Genomic DNA, 14800 nt, shown 5'->3' with positions numbered 1-14800 from the left:
CACCCGATGGACAAGCGAACCACACTGCTCGCGCTGCTGGTCACCGGCGCGCTGGCGATCACGACGGGGTGCAGCGTCGAGAAGCCGTCCGACGACGCCGGGCGGGCCCGCGCCTGCGGCGCCGGCAAGGACTTCCTGATCGGCATGTCCCAGGCCAACAACGCCGAGCCGTACCGGCAGGTGATGAACAACGACGTGCAGACGGCGGCGAAGTCGGTGCCCGGCTTCCGCGTCGTGGTCTCCGACGCCGCCCAGGACAACAGCAAGCAGGTCGCCGACGTGGAGAACTTCCTCACCCAGAAGATCAACCTGCTGATCATCTCGCCGAACGAGGCCAAGCCGCTCACCGCTGTGGTGAAGAAGGCGTACGACCAGGGCGTGCCGGTGATCGTGCTGGACCGCAAGGTCGAGGGGGAGGCGTACACCGCGTTCATCGGTGGCGACAACGTGGCGATCGGCAAGGCGGCCGGCGAGTTCTACGCCACGACGCTGCTGCCCGACGGCGGCAAGGTGATCGAGATCGCCGGGCTGCCCGGCTCGACCCCCGCCGCCGAGCGCGCGCAGGGCTTCCGCGACGGCATCGCCGCCAACCCGAAGATCCAGATCGTCGCCTCCCAGCCCGGCGACTGGCTGCGGGAGAAGGGACAGTCGGTGGCGGACGCGCTGATCAAGGCCCACCCGGACGTGTCCGCGATCTACGCGCACAACGACCCGATGGCCGAGGGCGCCTACCTCGCCGCGAAGTCGGCGGGCAAGGCGCAGCGGATCAAGTTCACCGGCATCGACGCGCTGCCGGTGCCCTCCGGCGGGATCAAGGCCGTCGAGCAGGGCCGCCTCGCCGCCACGTTCCAGTACGCCACCGGCGGCCGGGAGGCGGTCGAGCTGGCCCGGAAGATCCTCGTCGACTGCGCCGAGGACGTCCCGCGTACCACCACGCTGGGCACCATGCGGATCACCAGGGAGAACGCCGCCGAGGCGTACGCGAAGCTCGGTGGCCTCTGAGCGCGGGGGCCGGGATGCGCAGCGCGAGCGTGCGGCGGGCGGCGCCGGTGGTGCTCGGCGTGGACATTGGCACGTCGAGCAGCAAGGGGGTTCTCGTCGACCCCGACGGGCGGTTGGTCCGGGCCCGGGTCCTGGAGCACCGGGTCGACCGGCCCGGCCCTGGCCGGGTCGAGATGGACGGCCGGATCTGGTGGCGGGAGTTCGTCGCCCTCAGCCGGGATCTGCTGGCTCCGGGTGACGTCCGGGTGTGCGCGGTCGGGGTGAGCGGCATGGGTCCGTGCGTGCTGCTCACCGACGCCGGCGGCACTCCACTGCGCCCGGCCGTCCTCTACGGCGTGGATACCCGCGCCGGGGAGCAGATCGAGCGGATGAACGAGCGGTTCGGCGCCGACGAGATCATCCAGCGGTGCGGGTCGGCGCTGTCCAGCCAGGCGGCGGGCCCGAAGATCGCGTGGGTGGCCGACACCGAACCGGAACTGTTCGCCCGTGCCCGCCGGCTGTTCATGCCCAGTTCGTGGCTGGCCTACCGGCTCACCGGTCGCTACCTGCTCGATCACCACTCGGCAAGCCAGTGCACGCCGTTCTACGACACCGAGGCCCAGGACTGGTACCGGCCGTGGATCGACCCGTTCGCACCCGGACTGGAGCTTCCGCCACTGTGCTGGCCCGGCGACGTGGCCGGTGAGGTGACGGCCGGGGCCGCCGCCGAGACCGGCCTGCCGGAGGGCGTTCCGGTGGTGGCGGGCACGATTGACGCCTGGTCGGAGGCGTTGAGCGTGGGTGCGCAGGGCGTGGGCGACCTGATGCTCATGTACGGCACCACCATGTTCCTCGTGCACACCGTGCCGCACCGGCTGACCAGCCCGTCGCTGTGGGGCACCGTCGGCGCGCTGCCGGGCACCCGCAACCTGGCCGGCGGGATGGCGACCTCCGGCGCGATCACCGGCTGGCTACGCGACCTGGTGGCGGGCACCGACCACACCGAGCTGCTCCGCCTCGCCGAACGCTCCGGCGCCGGTGCCCGCGGGTTGCTGATGCTGCCGTTCTTCGCCGGGGAACGCACGCCGATCCTCGATCCCCGGGCCCGCGGCCTGATCGCCGGTCTCACCCTTTCGCACGGCCCCGGCGACATCTACCGGGCGGCGCTGGAGGCGACCGGGCTGGCGGTACGGCACAACATCGAGACGATCGAGGCGGCCGGCGGCGACATCCGCCGGATCGTCGCGGTCGGCGGCGGCACCCGGGGCGGGCTCTGGACCCAGATCGTCTCCGACATCACCGGCCGGGAACAGCAGATCCCGGCGCAGACCATCGGCGCCAGCTACGGCGGCGCCTTTCTGGCCGCCCGGACCGTGATGGACGTCTCGATCGAGACGTGGAACCCGATCGCCGGGGTGCGGCGGCCACGACCCGAACCCGCCGCCGACTACGACGAGCTGTACCGGCTCTACCGCGAGCTGTACGCCGGTAGCCGATCTGTGGTTCACGCCCTTGCTGCCCGGCAGGAACGCCTGCCGGGCGCGTTCCGCTCCACCCACCGTCCGCCCGCCGAGGGAGCTGCCCCGTGACCCGTTACACACTGCCCGTGCCGGTCGAGCGCCCGGCCGCCCCGCCCCGCACCGTCTACACAGTCGCCAGCGGTGACCTGCGGCTGAGCGCGAACGTCACCTGCTGGCCCACCCAGCGGCAGCTCGAAGCCGACCTCACCGCCGCGGTCACCGCGCTCGGCTGGCACGTCCGGCGCGGTCACGACGTCGACCCGGGCAAAAGACACGGCTTCATCGACAGCCAGCGCGCCGGGATCGAGGTCTTCCGGAGCATCCCGGCCGACGTGCCGCTCGTCGTGGTGGAGGCGGTCTGGCAGTACAGCCACCACGTGCTGGCCGGGCTGCGCGCCCACCGCGGGCCGATCCTGCTGGTGGCGAACTGGAGCGGCGAGTACCCCGGCCTGGTGGGCCTGCTCAACCTCGCCGGCAGCCTCACCAAGGCGGGCGTGCGGTACTCGACGCTGTGGAGCGAGGACTTCACCGACGAGTGGGCGCGCGACGGCCTGAAGAAGTGGCTGGAGACTGGCCGGGTGACGCACGACGAGAGCCACGTACGCCCGCTGCCTGTGCTGCGGCCGGACGAGGAGGTCGAACTCGGCGTGGCGCTGGCCCGGCAGCTCGTCTCCGAGCGGGCCGTCATCGGCGTCTTCGACGAGGGCTGCATGGGCATGTACAACGCCATCATCGACGACGAGCTGCTCAACCCGCTCGGCGTCTTCAAGGAACGCCTGTCGCAGAGCGCGCTGGTGGCGGAGATGGCGCGGGTGCGCGACACCGAGGCGCGGGCGGTGCTGGCCTGGCTGGAGGCGGCCGGGATGACGTTCCACACCGGCACCGACGAGGCCACCGAGCTGACGTACGCCCAACTGCTCAGCCAGTGCCGCATGTACGTCGCCGCGCTGCGCATCGCCGACGACTTCGGCCTGGACGCCGTCGGGATCCAGTACCAGCAGGGGCTCAAGGACACCGTGCCGGCCAGCGACCTGGCCGAGGGGCTGCTGAACAACGTCGAACGCCCCCCGGTGACCAGCCGGGACGGCTCCCGGGAGCTGTACCCGGGCGTCGCGCTGCCGCACTTCAACGAGGTCGACGAGGGCGTCGCCGTGGACTCGCTGGTCACCAACCGGATCTGGACCGCGATGGGCCTGGACCCGGCGACGACGCTGCACGACATCCGCTGGGGGCAGCAGTACGGCGAGCACTTCGTCTGGGTCTTCGAGATCTCCGGTGCGGTGCCCGCGTCGCACAACGGCGGCTACGACAGGTCATACAGCATGCGTCAGCCGCCGATGTACTTCCCGCTCGGCGGCGGCACGCTCAGCGGCGTGTCGAAGCCGGGGGAGATCGTCTGGTCGCGCGTGTTCGTGATGGACGGCGGCCTGCACGTCGACCTCGGGCGCGGCACGGTGGTGGCGCTGCCCGAGGCGGAGACCCGGCGGCGGCTGGACGCCACCACACCGCAATGGCCGATCATGCACGCCGTGTTGCACGGCGTGGGCCGCGACCAGTTGATGGCCCGGCACAAGGCCAACCACGTCAACGTGGTCTACGCGCCAGACGCCGGCACCGCCGACCGCGCGCTACGGGTCAAGGCCGCCCTCTTCGCCGAGCTGGGCGTACGGGTGCACCTGTGCGGGGACGTCACGATCTGAGCGAGCCGGCGGCAGTGCCGCGCGACCGGGCACGGCCCACCGCGTGGCCCTGCCGGCCGGCCGACGGTGCCGAGCTGTCGCGTACCCGCAGCTCGGTGTGGAGCACCACTGTCGAGGGTGCCTTGGCCGGGTCGGCGATCCGCTCGACCAGCAGCGTGGCCGCGGTGCGCCCCAGGTCGTAGGTGGGCTGCGCGACGGTGCTCAGCGAGGGCCGGACCAGGTGCGCCCAGGGGATGTCGTCGAACCCGACGATGCCGAACGGGTCGGGCACGCCGATGCCGTTGTCCACGAGGCACTCGAGGGCGCCCACAGTCATCAGGTTGTTCGCCGCGAACACCGCGTCCGGCGGCTCGGCGGTCTCCAGCAGGGAGGCCATCGCGCGGTAGCCGCCCTCCTCGCGGAAGTCCGCGTACCGGATCAGGTCCTCGGTGGTCTGGCGTCCGCTCGCCTTCAGCGCCCGCTGGTAGCCCCGCAGCCGCTGCATGGCGGTGGAGATCCGGCGTGGGCCGGTGATGCAGGCGATCCGCCGGTAGCCGCTGCCCACCAGATGGGCGGTCGCCTGCTCGGCGCCGTGGGTGTTGTCCACCAGCACGGTGTCCACCTCGACGCCGCGTGGTTGCCTGTCGATCGCCACGACCGGGATGCGGGCCTGCACCAGGCGGCTGATCAGGGCCGGCCGCCCGGACGAGGAGATGATCACCCCGGCCATCCGCTCGGCCAGGGCCGCCGCCACGTAGCGGGCCTCCTTCTCCGGATCCTCGTCGCCGTTGCAGAGCACGACCGAGAAGCCGGCCTCCTGCGCGACGTCCTCGACACCGCGCACCATCGAGGTGAAGAACGGGTTCCCGATGTCGGAGATGATGACCGCCCAGAGGCTGGTCCGGCTGCGGCGCAGGCTGCGCGCGACGGCGTTCGGGCGGTAGTCGAGGTCCTGCGCGGCCTGCCGTACCCGGGCGGCCATGTCCGGGTCGACCGAGGCACGCCCGTTGAGGACGCGGGAGACGGTCGCCGGCGACACTCCCGCGCGACGCGCCACGTCGTAGATGGTCGTCATCGCGCTCCCGTCGTCGTCGCCCGGGCGCTCCGGCCCGGCCCCCGTCGGATGGTGACGTACCGGAGTGAGACCGCCACCGCGGGAGATCGCACGGAATCCTATACCCGTCCAGCAATCGATTTCCGACCGGGTCGATCGCGTCCCGCCGCCGCTATTGACATCGATGTGGGTGACTACGAGACTCGTCAGCAATCGATTTCTCGCCCGGTGCCGCTGGTCACCCCCACCCCCGAGGAGCACGGTGAGACGAAATCTGCTGGCGATGCTTGTCGCGCTCTGCACCGTCACGGCGGCCGGCGCGGCCGGCGCGCCGGCCGCCGCCGTACCGATCGGCACGCTCGCCTGCCCGTCCGTCCCGGCCACCCACGACCCCGCCGTCACCGTGATCGTCTACCGGGTGGCCCGGTCGTACAACGTCAACGACAAGGTCATGCTCTCCACCTTCGAGGCGGGCTGGGTCGAGTCCCACATGAACAACCTGCCCTGCGGCGACAAGTCCAGCCTGGGCGTGTTCCAGCAGCGCTGGGACTACGGCTGGGGCACGCCGGAGCAGATCATGGACCCGGTCTACGCCACCACGCAGTACGTCACGCGTGCGATCACCTGCGACCGCAACAACCCCGGCTACACGGCGGGCCAGGTCGCCCAGTGCGTCCAGCGATCGGGCTTCCCCGACCGGTACGACCAGGTGGCGGGGACCGCGCGCACGCTGCTCAACCAGGCGGCGCGTACCCACGGCATGGCAGGCGGCTCGTCGACGGACGTGAACGGTGACGGCCGCGACGACATCCTCACCTTCACCCAGAACGCCTCCGCCGACGTGTACGCGAGCACGTCGACCGGAACCGGCTTCGCCGGAACGTCGGGGAAGTGGAACGACTTCTTCTCCATCGGCGGGGAGACCGCGTCGACGGGCGACGTCAACGGTGACGGCCGCGACGACATCGTCACGTTCGCGCACGGCAACACCGGCGACGTGTACGTGGCGCTGTCGAACGGGTCGGCGTTCACGTCGCCGGGCCGGTGGCACGACTGGTTCGCCCCCGGTGCGGAGATCGCCGCCGTCGGTGACGTCAACGGCGACGGCAGGGACGACATCGTCGCGTTCACGCACAACGCGACGGCGGACGTCTACGTGGCGCTGTCAACCGGGTCGTCGTTCTCGGGCACGGCGGTGAAGTGGCACGACTACTTCTCCATCGCCGGGGAGTTCCCCGCCCTGGGCGACGTCAACGGCGACGGCAAGGACGACATCATCACCTTCACCCAGGGCCCCGCGTCAGCGGCGGACGTGATCGTGTCGCTGTCCACCGGCACGTCGTTCGGGGCGCCGCAGAAGTGGCACGACCTGTTCGCCGTGGGTGCCGAGCAGCCGCGGGTGGGGGACGTCAACGGCGACGGCAAGGACGACGTCGTCACGTTCACCTGCAACGCCGACGCCGACGCCGACGCCGACGCCGACGTCTACGTCGCCACCTCCACCGGCACCGGCTTCGCCGGCACCACCGTCAAGTGGCACGACTTCTTCTGCCTGCCGGGCGAGTTCCCCTACCTGGGCGACGCGAACGGCGACGGCAAGGACGACCTCATCGTCTTCACCAAGGGCGCCACGAACGACGTCTACGTCGCCCTGTCCACCGGCACCACCTTCGGTGCCAGCAGCAAGTGGCACGACTACTTCGGGCTCACCGGTGAGGTGACGCTGTGACACCAGGATGGGAGGCCCCCGTGGCCGGAACACGACGGAGACGGCGACGCACCGGCGTCGCCCTGCTGGCCGCGGCGCTCGCCGGCGGGATCGCGGTGCAGCCCGCGCCGGTGTCCGCGACGCCGCCGGGCCGGACCGCGCTGGACGCCGCGTTCGTGCGGGCGGCGCAGGAGTACGACGTACCTCGGGACGTCCTGGTCGCGGTCGGCTACGGCGAGTCCCGCCTCGACGCGCACGGCGGCAAGCCGAGCCAGGCGAACGGCTACGGGGTGATGCACCTGGTCAGCAACCCCGCCCAGCACAGCCTGGAACGGGCAGCGAAGTTGACCGGCGAGCCGGTCGCGCGCCTGAAGACCGCCACGCCGGCGAACATCCGCGGCGGTGCGGCCGTGCTGCGCGAGCTGGCCGACGCCGAGGGGCTGACCGCGCGGGATCGGGACCGGGTGACCGCCTGGTACCCGGTGGTGGCGCGGTACGGCGACGCGGCCGACGACGCCACCGCACGCCTGTACGCGGACGGGATCTACGAGCTGGTGCAGCAGGGCATCCCGGGCGCGGTGCCGGTCCGGGCGCACCGGGTCGAGCCAGAGCGGGGTCGCTACGCCGCCGTGGCGCCCGCCGGCACCGCGTCCCGTACGCTCGCCGCCGCCGTGCCCGAGTACCCGCCGGCGCGGTGGGTGGCTGCCAACGGAGCGAACTACGGCGTGGGGCGGCCCCGCCGGATCACCACTGTGATTCTCCATGTCACCCAGGGGTCGTACGCCGGTACGATCAGCTGGTTCCAGAACCCGTCGGCCGGGGTCAGCGCCCACTACGTGGTGAAGTCCAGCACCGGCGAGATCACTCAGATGGTCCGCGAGGGCGACACCGCTTACCACGCCCGGTCGGGCAACGCGTACGGCGTCGGCATCGAGCACGAGGGGTACGTCGACAACCCGGCCTGGTTCACCGACGCGATGTACCGTTCCTCGGCCGCGCTTACCCGTTACCTGTGCGACAAGTACGGCATCCCGAAGAACCGCACCGGCATCAAGGGGCACAACGAGATCCCGGGCAACGACCACACCGACCCGGGACCGAACTGGAACTGGAACTACTACCTCTCGCTGGTGAACCAGGGTGGCGGGGGCCCGACCGCCCGCTATTTCGGTGGTTCGCCGACGGATTTCACCGGTGACGGCCGGGATGACGTGGTCGCGTTCACCCACGGTGCGCTGGCCGACGCGTATGTGGCCACGTCGACGGGTTCGTCGTTCGCGGGCACGTCGGTGAAGTGGCACGACTGGTTCGCCCTGTCCGGAGAGACCCCCCTGACCGGAGACGTCAACGGCGACGGACGCGACGACGCCATCGTGTTCACCCACGGCACCACCGCCGACGTCCACGTCGCCCTGTCCACCGGCACATCCTTCGCCGCATCCGCGAAATGGCACGACTGGTTCGCCCCCGGCACCGAAGTCCCCGCCGTCGGCGACGTCAACGGCGACGGCCGCGACGACCTCATCACCTTCACCCACGACACCGACGCCGACGTCTACGTCGCCCTGTCCACCGGCACCTCCTTCACCGGCACCGCCGTGAAATGGCACGACTACTTCTCCATCGCCGGGGAGTTCCCCGCCCTCGGCGACGTCAACGGCGACGGCCGCGACGACCTCATCACCTTCACCCAAGGCCCCGCCACCGCTGCCGACGTCATCGTCGCCCTGTCCACCGGCAACGGCTTCGGGGCACCGCAGAAATGGCACGACCTGTTCGCCGTCGGCGCCGAGCAGCCCCGGGTGGGCGACATCAACGGCGACGGCCGCGACGACATCGTCACCTTCACCTGCAACACCGACGCCGACGTCTACGCCGCCACCTCCACCGGCACCACCTTCGCCGGAACCACGATCAAGTGGCACGACTTCTTCTGCCTAACCGGCGAGTTCCCCTACCTCGCCGACGCCAACGGCGACGGCAAAGACGACCTCATCGTCTTCACCAAAGGCACCACCAACGACATCTACGTCGCACTCTCCACCGGCACCACATTCGCCCCCAGCACCAAATGGCACGACTACTTCGGCCTCACCAGCGAAACCACACTCTGAGCCCGACGGCGAGCGACGCCGGCCCGGATCGGGACCGGCGTCGCTCGCCGTCCACCTACCGCTCCACCACGTTGCGCGAGCTGGAGGCAGGCCTGACCGACGGGCTGGCCTTCGCTGCCGCGCTCACGTTGCTGGTCGTGGCGGGCTGTCGCGGTGCGGCTGCGGCAGCGGCGTCACCTGCGCCTGGCCACCTGACCGGCGGGGACGTGGGCGGAACCCGGGGAGACGATCGCGGTCAGGCCGGCGGTGGACAGCGTCGCCCCGCCCAGGTCGAGACGCCCACCGGTCGGGTCCCGCGATTCCGGGACCAGTATCCGGCCGGCGAGCAGGCAGATCACCACGATCGGGACGTTCACCAGGAAGATCGCACCCCAGGGCAGGTGAGCCAGGACGAGTCCGCCGATCGGCGGCCCGGCGGCGAAGCCCAGCGCACTGGTCGCCGCCCAGATGCCGATCGCCGGGGACCAGCAACAACATCTTCCCGCTCGTCCCCGGCGTGGACGGCGTGGTACGCGGCGAGAAGGGCAACGTCCGCTGCGTGGTCCTGCACGATACGCCCCTTGGAACCTTCGCCGAACGCACCCTGATCGACCCTCGCGCAGCGTGGTTCTACCCGACGGCGTGGACCCGGTGCGGATCGCCACCGCCATGAACCCGGGCGATGTCATCCTGGATCGCGCTGACGCGCCGCATCAACTTCACCGCGGGCCAGCGCGTCCTTGTCCTCGGCGCCGTCGGCAACGCAGGTCGGATGGCGATCCAGATCGCGAAGTACCGTGCTCGCTCGTCGAGCTCTTCGACGTCTGCATCGCCGGCCTCATGCCCACGACCGAGGAGCCGGTCGCCGGCGGACGTGGCCTCGCACCTGCGCTCACGTATTGCTGCTCAGCCTCAGCCACGGCGCTCACTGTCGATCACGTGCCCTCGCCCAGCCACCGCGCACGAGAAAGGAGCCGGATGGGTTGCGGGCCGACAGCCACGCCGAGGCCGGTCCGGCGCGTCGGATTTCCCACAGCGGGTGCCCGGACCGGATCCGCGGCGAGCGCGGGCCGTTATGGTGGGGACGCCGTGGTGTTCGGGAAGCCGGTGTGATGCCGGCGCGGCCCTCGCCACTGTGATCGGGAGACCGTCGGCCCTCGTCGTTTCGCGAGGTCACTGGGCAGAGATGCCTGGGAAGGCCGGCCGGCGGTTGCTTGTCCCGTCAGCCAGGAGACCGGCCACGGCACGTTCGTCCCCGTCCACGAGGTGTTGGAAGGCGGTCCCGCTGTGCGGTTCCCCATGCCCTGGCGCGTTGCCGCGCCGTTGTTGCTGTCCACTGTGCTGCTCACCGGCTGCGGCGCCGATGCCAAGCCTGCTGCCGCACCACCGGCGGTGTCCGCTGGACCGGTCGCGGTGACCAACTGCGGCACCCCGGTGACCATCGCGGCGCCACCGATGCGGGTCGTCACCATGAACCAGGCCGCCACGGAGATCATGCTGGCCCTGGGCCTGCAAGATCGGATGATCGGCACGGCCTACCTCGACGACGCGATCCTGCCCGCCTACGCGGACGCCTACGCGAAGATCCCGGTGCTGGCCAAGGAGTACCCGACCAAGGAGAAGCTGCTCGAGGCTGAACCCGATTTCGTGTACGCGTCGTACAACAGCGCGTTCGGTGACGAGGGGGTCGGTGACCGCGCCGACTGGCAGAAACTCGGCGTCGGCACCTACATCTCCCCTGCCGGGTGCCCGGCGCAGACCCGGCAGGCGAAGCTCGCCATCGGCGACGTGTTCACCGAGATCCGCGAGCTCGCGGTGATCTTCGGGGTGAGCGACCGCGGCGAGAAGCTGATCGCCGACCACGAGGGCCGCATCGCCACGGCCGCAGGCACCGCCCGCAACGTGAAGGTCATGTGGTGGGACGGCGGCAGCGACGCCCCGAGCGTCGGCGCCTGCTGCGGCGCCCCCAACATGATCATGTCGGCGGCCGGGGTCACCAACGCCTTCGCCGACCTCACCGGCAGCTGGGGCGACACAAGCTGGGAGACCGTCACCGACCGCAACCCCGAGGTCATCGTGCTCGTCGACGCGAGCTGGGATCCCGCCGCGCAGAAGAAGACCTTCCTCGCCGGGCACCGCACCCTCAAGGACCTGCCCGCGGTCAAACAGCAGTGGTACGTGGTGATCCCGTTCTCGTCAACCACGGCCGGTGTCCGCAACGTCCTCGGCGTCGAAGCCCTCGCCCAGGGCATCGCCGCGCTGCCGTCCGGGGCCCCGAGCTGACCGCCGTCACCACCCGGCCCGCCCCGGTGCGCACCCACCGCCCGGTGCGGGCGGTCGGCCTGGCCGCGCTCGTGCTGGCTCTGGTCGCCGGTCTGGTGCTGTCGGTGGCCGTCGCGGTCACCATCGGCCCGGCCGACCTGACTGTCGGGACGGTGTGGACGGTCGTCGCCGGCCACCTGGGACTCGCGAACTCGGACGTGCCGCTGCTGCGCGACCACATCGTCTGGGACCTACGTTTGCCCCGGGTTCTCGGCGCCGCCACGGTGGGGGCGGGCCTGGCCGCGGCCGGTGCGGTCATGCAGACCGTCACCCGCAATCCCCTGGCGGACCCGTACCTGCTCGGGGTCTCCTCAGGGGCGTCGCTGGGCGCGGTCCTGGTGGTCGTGGCCGGCATCGGTAGTGGCGTAGCCGCGCTGACCGGCGGCGCCTTCCTCGGTGCCCTTGTCGCGTTCCTGCTGGTCGTGGGCCTGGCCGGGAGGTTCGGGGCATTGTCGCCGACGCGCGTGGTGCTGACCGGGGTCGCGGTGGGACAACTGTGCGCGGCACTGACCTCTTTCGTGATCATCTGGGTGGCCGACCCGCACGCCACGCAGAGCATCACGTTCTGGCTGTCCGGGTCGATGGCCCGCGCCGACTGGACGGCCCTGGGCTGGGCGGTACCGGTGCTGGTCGTGGTGCTGGCGGTGGTCGGCTGGCACGCCCGTACCCTCAACGCCTTCGCCTTCGGTGAGGAGGCCGCCGCGAGCCTCGGCGTCGAGGTGAACCGGCTGCGGTGGCTGCTGCTGGTCGGCACCGCCCTGCTGACCGCCGTGCTGGTCGCGGTCAGCGGCGCGATCGGGTTCGTCGGGCTGATCCTCCCACACGCCGCCCGCCTGATCACCGGACCGGACCACCGGCGGCTGCTACCGGTCGCCGTGCTCGCCGGCGCCATCTTCCTGACCTGGGTCGACACCGCCGCCCGCACCGTCTTCGAACCGCGTGAGCTGCCGGTCGGGGTGCTGACGGCACTGGTCGGGGTGCCGGCGTTCTTCCTGATCCTGCGCCGCCGGGAGGTACGCGGCTGATGCTTCAGATCTCCGACGTCTCGTGGGCGGTGCCCGCCGCCCGCATCCTCGACCACGTCACCGGCACCGTCCCGGCGGGCAGCCTGGTCGGGCTGCTCGGCCCGAACGGCTCCGGCAAGACCACCCTGCTGCGGGCCGTCGCCGCCCTGGTGCGCCCGGATACCGGCAACATCACACTCGCAGGCGACGACGTGACTCGGCTGCGGCGCCTTGCCCTGGCCCGGCGCATCGCGTTGCTGGCCCAGCACGCCGAGACCGACCTCGACCTGACCGTCCGCGACGTGGTCCTGCTCGGCCGCATCCCGCACCGCCGGACCCGCTGGTCCGACACCGGCTGCGACCATGCCGCCGCGGTCGAGGCACTGGGCCGGGTCGACCTGGCCGGGTTCGCCGACCGTAAGTGGCAGACCCTGTCCGGTGGGGAACGCCAGCGCGTCCAGCTCGCCCGCGCGCTGGCCCAGGAGCCGGAACTGCTGCTGCTCGACGAACCCACCAACCACCTCGACATCGGCCACCAGCTTCAGCTGCTGCACCTGGTCCGCCGATCGCAGGTCACCGCCCTCGCCGCGCTGCACGACCTCAACCTGGCCGTCATGTTCTGCGACACCGTCGTCGTACTGCACCACGGCCGGGTCGTCGCCGCGGGACCACCCGCACGGGTGCTCACCCCGGCGCTGCTCGCCGACGTGTACGGCGTCGACGCAGACGTGCGGGTTCACGACGGGCGGACCGTCATTGAGTTCCGGCCGCCGTCATGACCCGGCACGTGCTGCCGGTGCCCGGTCGGTCACCCACCACGCTGGCCACGACACGATCCACCAGCTCGCCGAGCAGATGGCCGCGCGTCTGGGCGTATTCGTGCACAGGTGTTTCCTCGACGGCGCGAAACCGTTTGCTGCACGCGGCGCTCGACGCGGCCACCGGTTCACTGGTCGGACGTGACCCGGCGGTTCGACGCGCCCCGCGCCGGCAACCCGATTATCCTGGCACGATGACCGAGGCCGGCGCTGGGCCGGCGTTCCTCGCGGCGCAGCAGGCGGCGGGAGTCATTGCGGCCAGACACCGCGGTGACTTCGCCGGCGCCGAGGAACTGCTGGGCGCCATCGGCGACGAGACCGTGCGCACCCGGGTTTCATGCTGCTCGCCGAACTCGCCCTTGGCCCTGGTCCAGTCACAGACAGGGCAGAGCATGGACGAACTCGTCCATGAGGTCACGTTGCTGATGGCCGAAGTGGTGGGCAGCGTCGGACACCAGCCCGGGCTGGACCTCGCCCACGCCGAGCCCGGCGGTCCGGCGGATGGACAGCAGGCGATACTGGGGCGGTGGAAGGACAGGCTCGCCGAACCGGGCGGCTCATGGTGGCGGGCACGACGTCGGACGCGGGCAAGAGCCGGGTGACGACCGCGTTGTGCCGGGCCTTCGCACGGCGCGGTGTTCGGGTCGCTCCGTTCAAGGCACGGAACATGGCGAACAATTCGATGGCGTGTGCGGGTGGGGCGGAGATCGGCCATGCTCAGTGGGTGCAGGCGCTGGCGGCGGGCGCAGAGCCGGCCCGGCAGGCCCGGCTGGATCTGCTCGCCGACCTGGCGGAGAAACACCTGGAGGTCGACGCGCTGCTGAACCTAGCCGAGCGGGGCGCTCCCGCGGCGCCGGTGATCGGACCCTACGCGTGAGGATTCTCGTGCTCGGTGGGACGGGCGAGGCCCGCGCGCTGGCGGCCTCGCTCGTCGACGACGGTGCCGTGGTCGTGACCTCACTGGCGGGGCGGGTCGCGCGTCCCCGGCTGCCGGTGGGGCAGGTCCGCGTCGGTGGCTTCGGCGGGATCGCAGGACTGGCCGCGTACCTGGCGGAGACCCGGGTGCGTGCCGTGGTCGACGCGACGCACCCGTTCGCGGAGAAGATCAGCGCCAACGCGGCGGCGGCGTGCCCGGCCGCCGGGGTTCCCCTGCTCCGTTTGGAACGGCCCGGCTGGGCCGCTCGCCCCGAGGCGTCGGCCTGGTACTGGGCCGGTGACCACAGTGAAGCTGCCCGGGTGGCGGCCGGTCTGGGCGACCGGCCGTTCCTCACCGTCGGACGGCAGTCGCTGGCGCACTTCGTCGAACCGTTGCGCCGGCATGCGTGCCTGGTTCGCGTGGTGGACGAGCCCGACATCGTTCTGCCGGTGTCGTGGAAGCTGCTGCGCAGCCGCGGTCCCTACACCCTCGCGCACGAGCGGGAGGTGATGGCGGGCACGGACGTTCTAGTTACCAAGGACTCCGGCGGTGACCACACGGTCGCGAAGCTGGAGGTCGCCGCCGAGCGGGCGATGCCGGTCGTGATCGTGCGCCGCGCCGGGCCGCCGGCCGGAGTGCCGCTGGTCCGTGACGTGGACGCCGCCCTGGCGTGGGTGCGGGCGTTGCCCGCACCCTGACGCGAGG

The 14800-nt window shown here is 71.5% G+C and carries 11 protein-coding genes, 2 pseudogenes and 1 riboswitch; of the genes and pseudogenes, 11 read left to right on the top strand and 2 right to left on the bottom strand.

Going from position 1 to position 14800, the window contains the following annotated elements; translation table 11 throughout:
* Nucleotides 1–6: 6 nt before the first annotated feature.
* From MCBG_RS11140 to MCBG_RS11130, 3 genes are read left to right on the top strand one after another with little or no spacing between them, the layout of a single operon-like run.
* A complete protein-coding gene (locus MCBG_RS11140) occupies nucleotides 7–1002 on the top strand; it encodes a substrate-binding domain-containing protein (protein WP_013476121.1) in 996 nt (331 codons plus the stop codon).
* 14 nt (nucleotides 1003–1016) lie between these two features.
* Nucleotides 1017–2570, top strand: coding sequence for an FGGY-family carbohydrate kinase (locus MCBG_RS11135; protein WP_051611156.1), 1554 nt, complete (start codon nucleotides 1017–1019; stop codon nucleotides 2568–2570).
* A complete protein-coding gene (locus MCBG_RS11130; protein WP_043325476.1) occupies nucleotides 2567–4201 on the top strand; it encodes a fucose isomerase in 1635 nt (544 codons plus the stop codon). Before MCBG_RS11135 ends, MCBG_RS11130 begins: the two co-directional genes overlap by 4 nt.
* On the opposite strand, the gene MCBG_RS11125 is transcribed toward MCBG_RS11130, so the two are convergent.
* The gene (locus tag MCBG_RS11125) at nucleotides 4191–5255 is read right to left on the bottom strand and encodes a LacI family DNA-binding transcriptional regulator (RefSeq protein ID WP_013476124.1); all 1065 of its coding nucleotides are present in this window, start codon (nucleotides 5253–5255) and stop codon (nucleotides 4191–4193) included. The genes MCBG_RS11130 and MCBG_RS11125 overlap by 11 nt on opposite strands.
* A gap of 241 nt (nucleotides 5256–5496) precedes the next feature.
* Between MCBG_RS11125 and MCBG_RS11120 the strand changes: the two genes are divergently transcribed.
* On the top strand, nucleotides 5497–6963 hold the full coding sequence (locus tag MCBG_RS11120; protein WP_043325475.1) for an FG-GAP repeat domain-containing protein: 1467 nt from the start codon (nucleotides 5497–5499) through the stop codon (nucleotides 6961–6963).
* Between the two features lie 20 nt (nucleotides 6964–6983).
* Complete coding sequence (locus tag MCBG_RS11115) at nucleotides 6984–9056, top strand: N-acetylmuramoyl-L-alanine amidase (protein WP_043325473.1); 2073 nt, start codon at nucleotides 6984–6986, stop codon at nucleotides 9054–9056.
* A 224-nt stretch (nucleotides 9057–9280) separates the two neighbouring features.
* Here the strand turns inward: MCBG_RS11115 and MCBG_RS31690 are convergent.
* A pseudogene (locus MCBG_RS31690) lies at nucleotides 9281–9520 on the bottom strand (MFS transporter); the annotation flags it as partial.
* A gap of 588 nt (nucleotides 9521–10108) precedes the next feature.
* A riboswitch (cobalamin riboswitch) is annotated at nucleotides 10109–10293 on the top strand.
* A gap of 41 nt (nucleotides 10294–10334) precedes the next feature.
* On the opposite strand from MCBG_RS31690, the gene MCBG_RS11105 reads away from it, so the two are divergent.
* From MCBG_RS11105 to MCBG_RS11080, 6 genes and pseudogenes are all read left to right on the top strand, one after another.
* Nucleotides 10335–11318: an ABC transporter substrate-binding protein gene (locus MCBG_RS11105; protein WP_043325471.1), complete on the top strand. Its 984-nt coding sequence runs from the start codon at nucleotides 10335–10337 to the stop codon at nucleotides 11316–11318.
* Nucleotides 11319–11362: 44 nt separating this feature from the next.
* Nucleotides 11363–12382, top strand: coding sequence for a FecCD family ABC transporter permease (locus tag MCBG_RS11100; protein WP_030502030.1), 1020 nt, complete (start codon nucleotides 11363–11365; stop codon nucleotides 12380–12382).
* Nucleotides 12382–13140 carry an ABC transporter ATP-binding protein gene (locus MCBG_RS11095; protein ID WP_013476129.1) on the top strand — a complete coding sequence of 253 codons (759 nt, stop codon included), beginning with the start codon at nucleotides 12382–12384 and terminating at the stop codon, nucleotides 13138–13140. The genes MCBG_RS11100 and MCBG_RS11095 overlap by 1 nt, the downstream gene beginning before the upstream one ends.
* A 233-nt stretch (nucleotides 13141–13373) precedes the next feature.
* A complete protein-coding gene (locus MCBG_RS33920) occupies nucleotides 13374–13781 on the top strand; it encodes a hypothetical protein (RefSeq protein ID WP_063778319.1) in 408 nt (135 codons plus the stop codon).
* Nucleotides 13739–13933 (top strand): annotated as a pseudogene (locus MCBG_RS33915) (cobyric acid synthase CobQ); the annotation flags it as partial. The gene MCBG_RS33920 and the pseudogene MCBG_RS33915, both read left to right, overlap by 43 nt.
* Nucleotides 13934–14064: 131 nt before the next feature.
* Nucleotides 14065–14793, top strand: a complete 729-nt coding sequence (locus MCBG_RS11080; protein WP_013476131.1) for a cobalt-precorrin-6A reductase — start codon at nucleotides 14065–14067, stop codon at nucleotides 14791–14793.
* Nucleotides 14794–14800: the final 7 nt, after the last annotated feature.

Source organism: Micromonospora sp. M42 (assembly GCF_000568915.1).
Lineage (GTDB): Bacteria > Actinomycetota > Actinomycetes > Mycobacteriales > Micromonosporaceae > Micromonospora > Micromonospora chalcea.
Note: the sequence above shows the minus strand (reverse complement) of the source record. Positions and strands in the feature narration are given on the sequence as shown.

Coding starts and splice junctions, on each gene's coding strand:
- MCBG_RS11140 (WP_013476121.1), top strand. CDS start 7: ATGGACAAGCGAACCACACTGCTCGCGCTGCTGGTCACCGGCGCGCTG.
- MCBG_RS11135 (WP_051611156.1), top strand. CDS start 1,017: ATGCGCAGCGCGAGCGTGCGGCGGGCGGCGCCGGTGGTGCTCGGCGTG.
- MCBG_RS33920 (WP_063778319.1), top strand. CDS start 13,374: ATGACCGAGGCCGGCGCTGGGCCGGCGTTCCTCGCGGCGCAGCAGGCG.
- MCBG_RS11125 (WP_013476124.1), bottom strand. CDS start 5,255: ATGACGACCATCTACGACGTGGCGCGTCGCGCGGGAGTGTCGCCGGCG.
- MCBG_RS11095 (WP_013476129.1), top strand. CDS start 12,382: ATGCTTCAGATCTCCGACGTCTCGTGGGCGGTGCCCGCCGCCCGCATC.
- MCBG_RS11105 (WP_043325471.1), top strand. CDS start 10,335: ATGCCCTGGCGCGTTGCCGCGCCGTTGTTGCTGTCCACTGTGCTGCTC.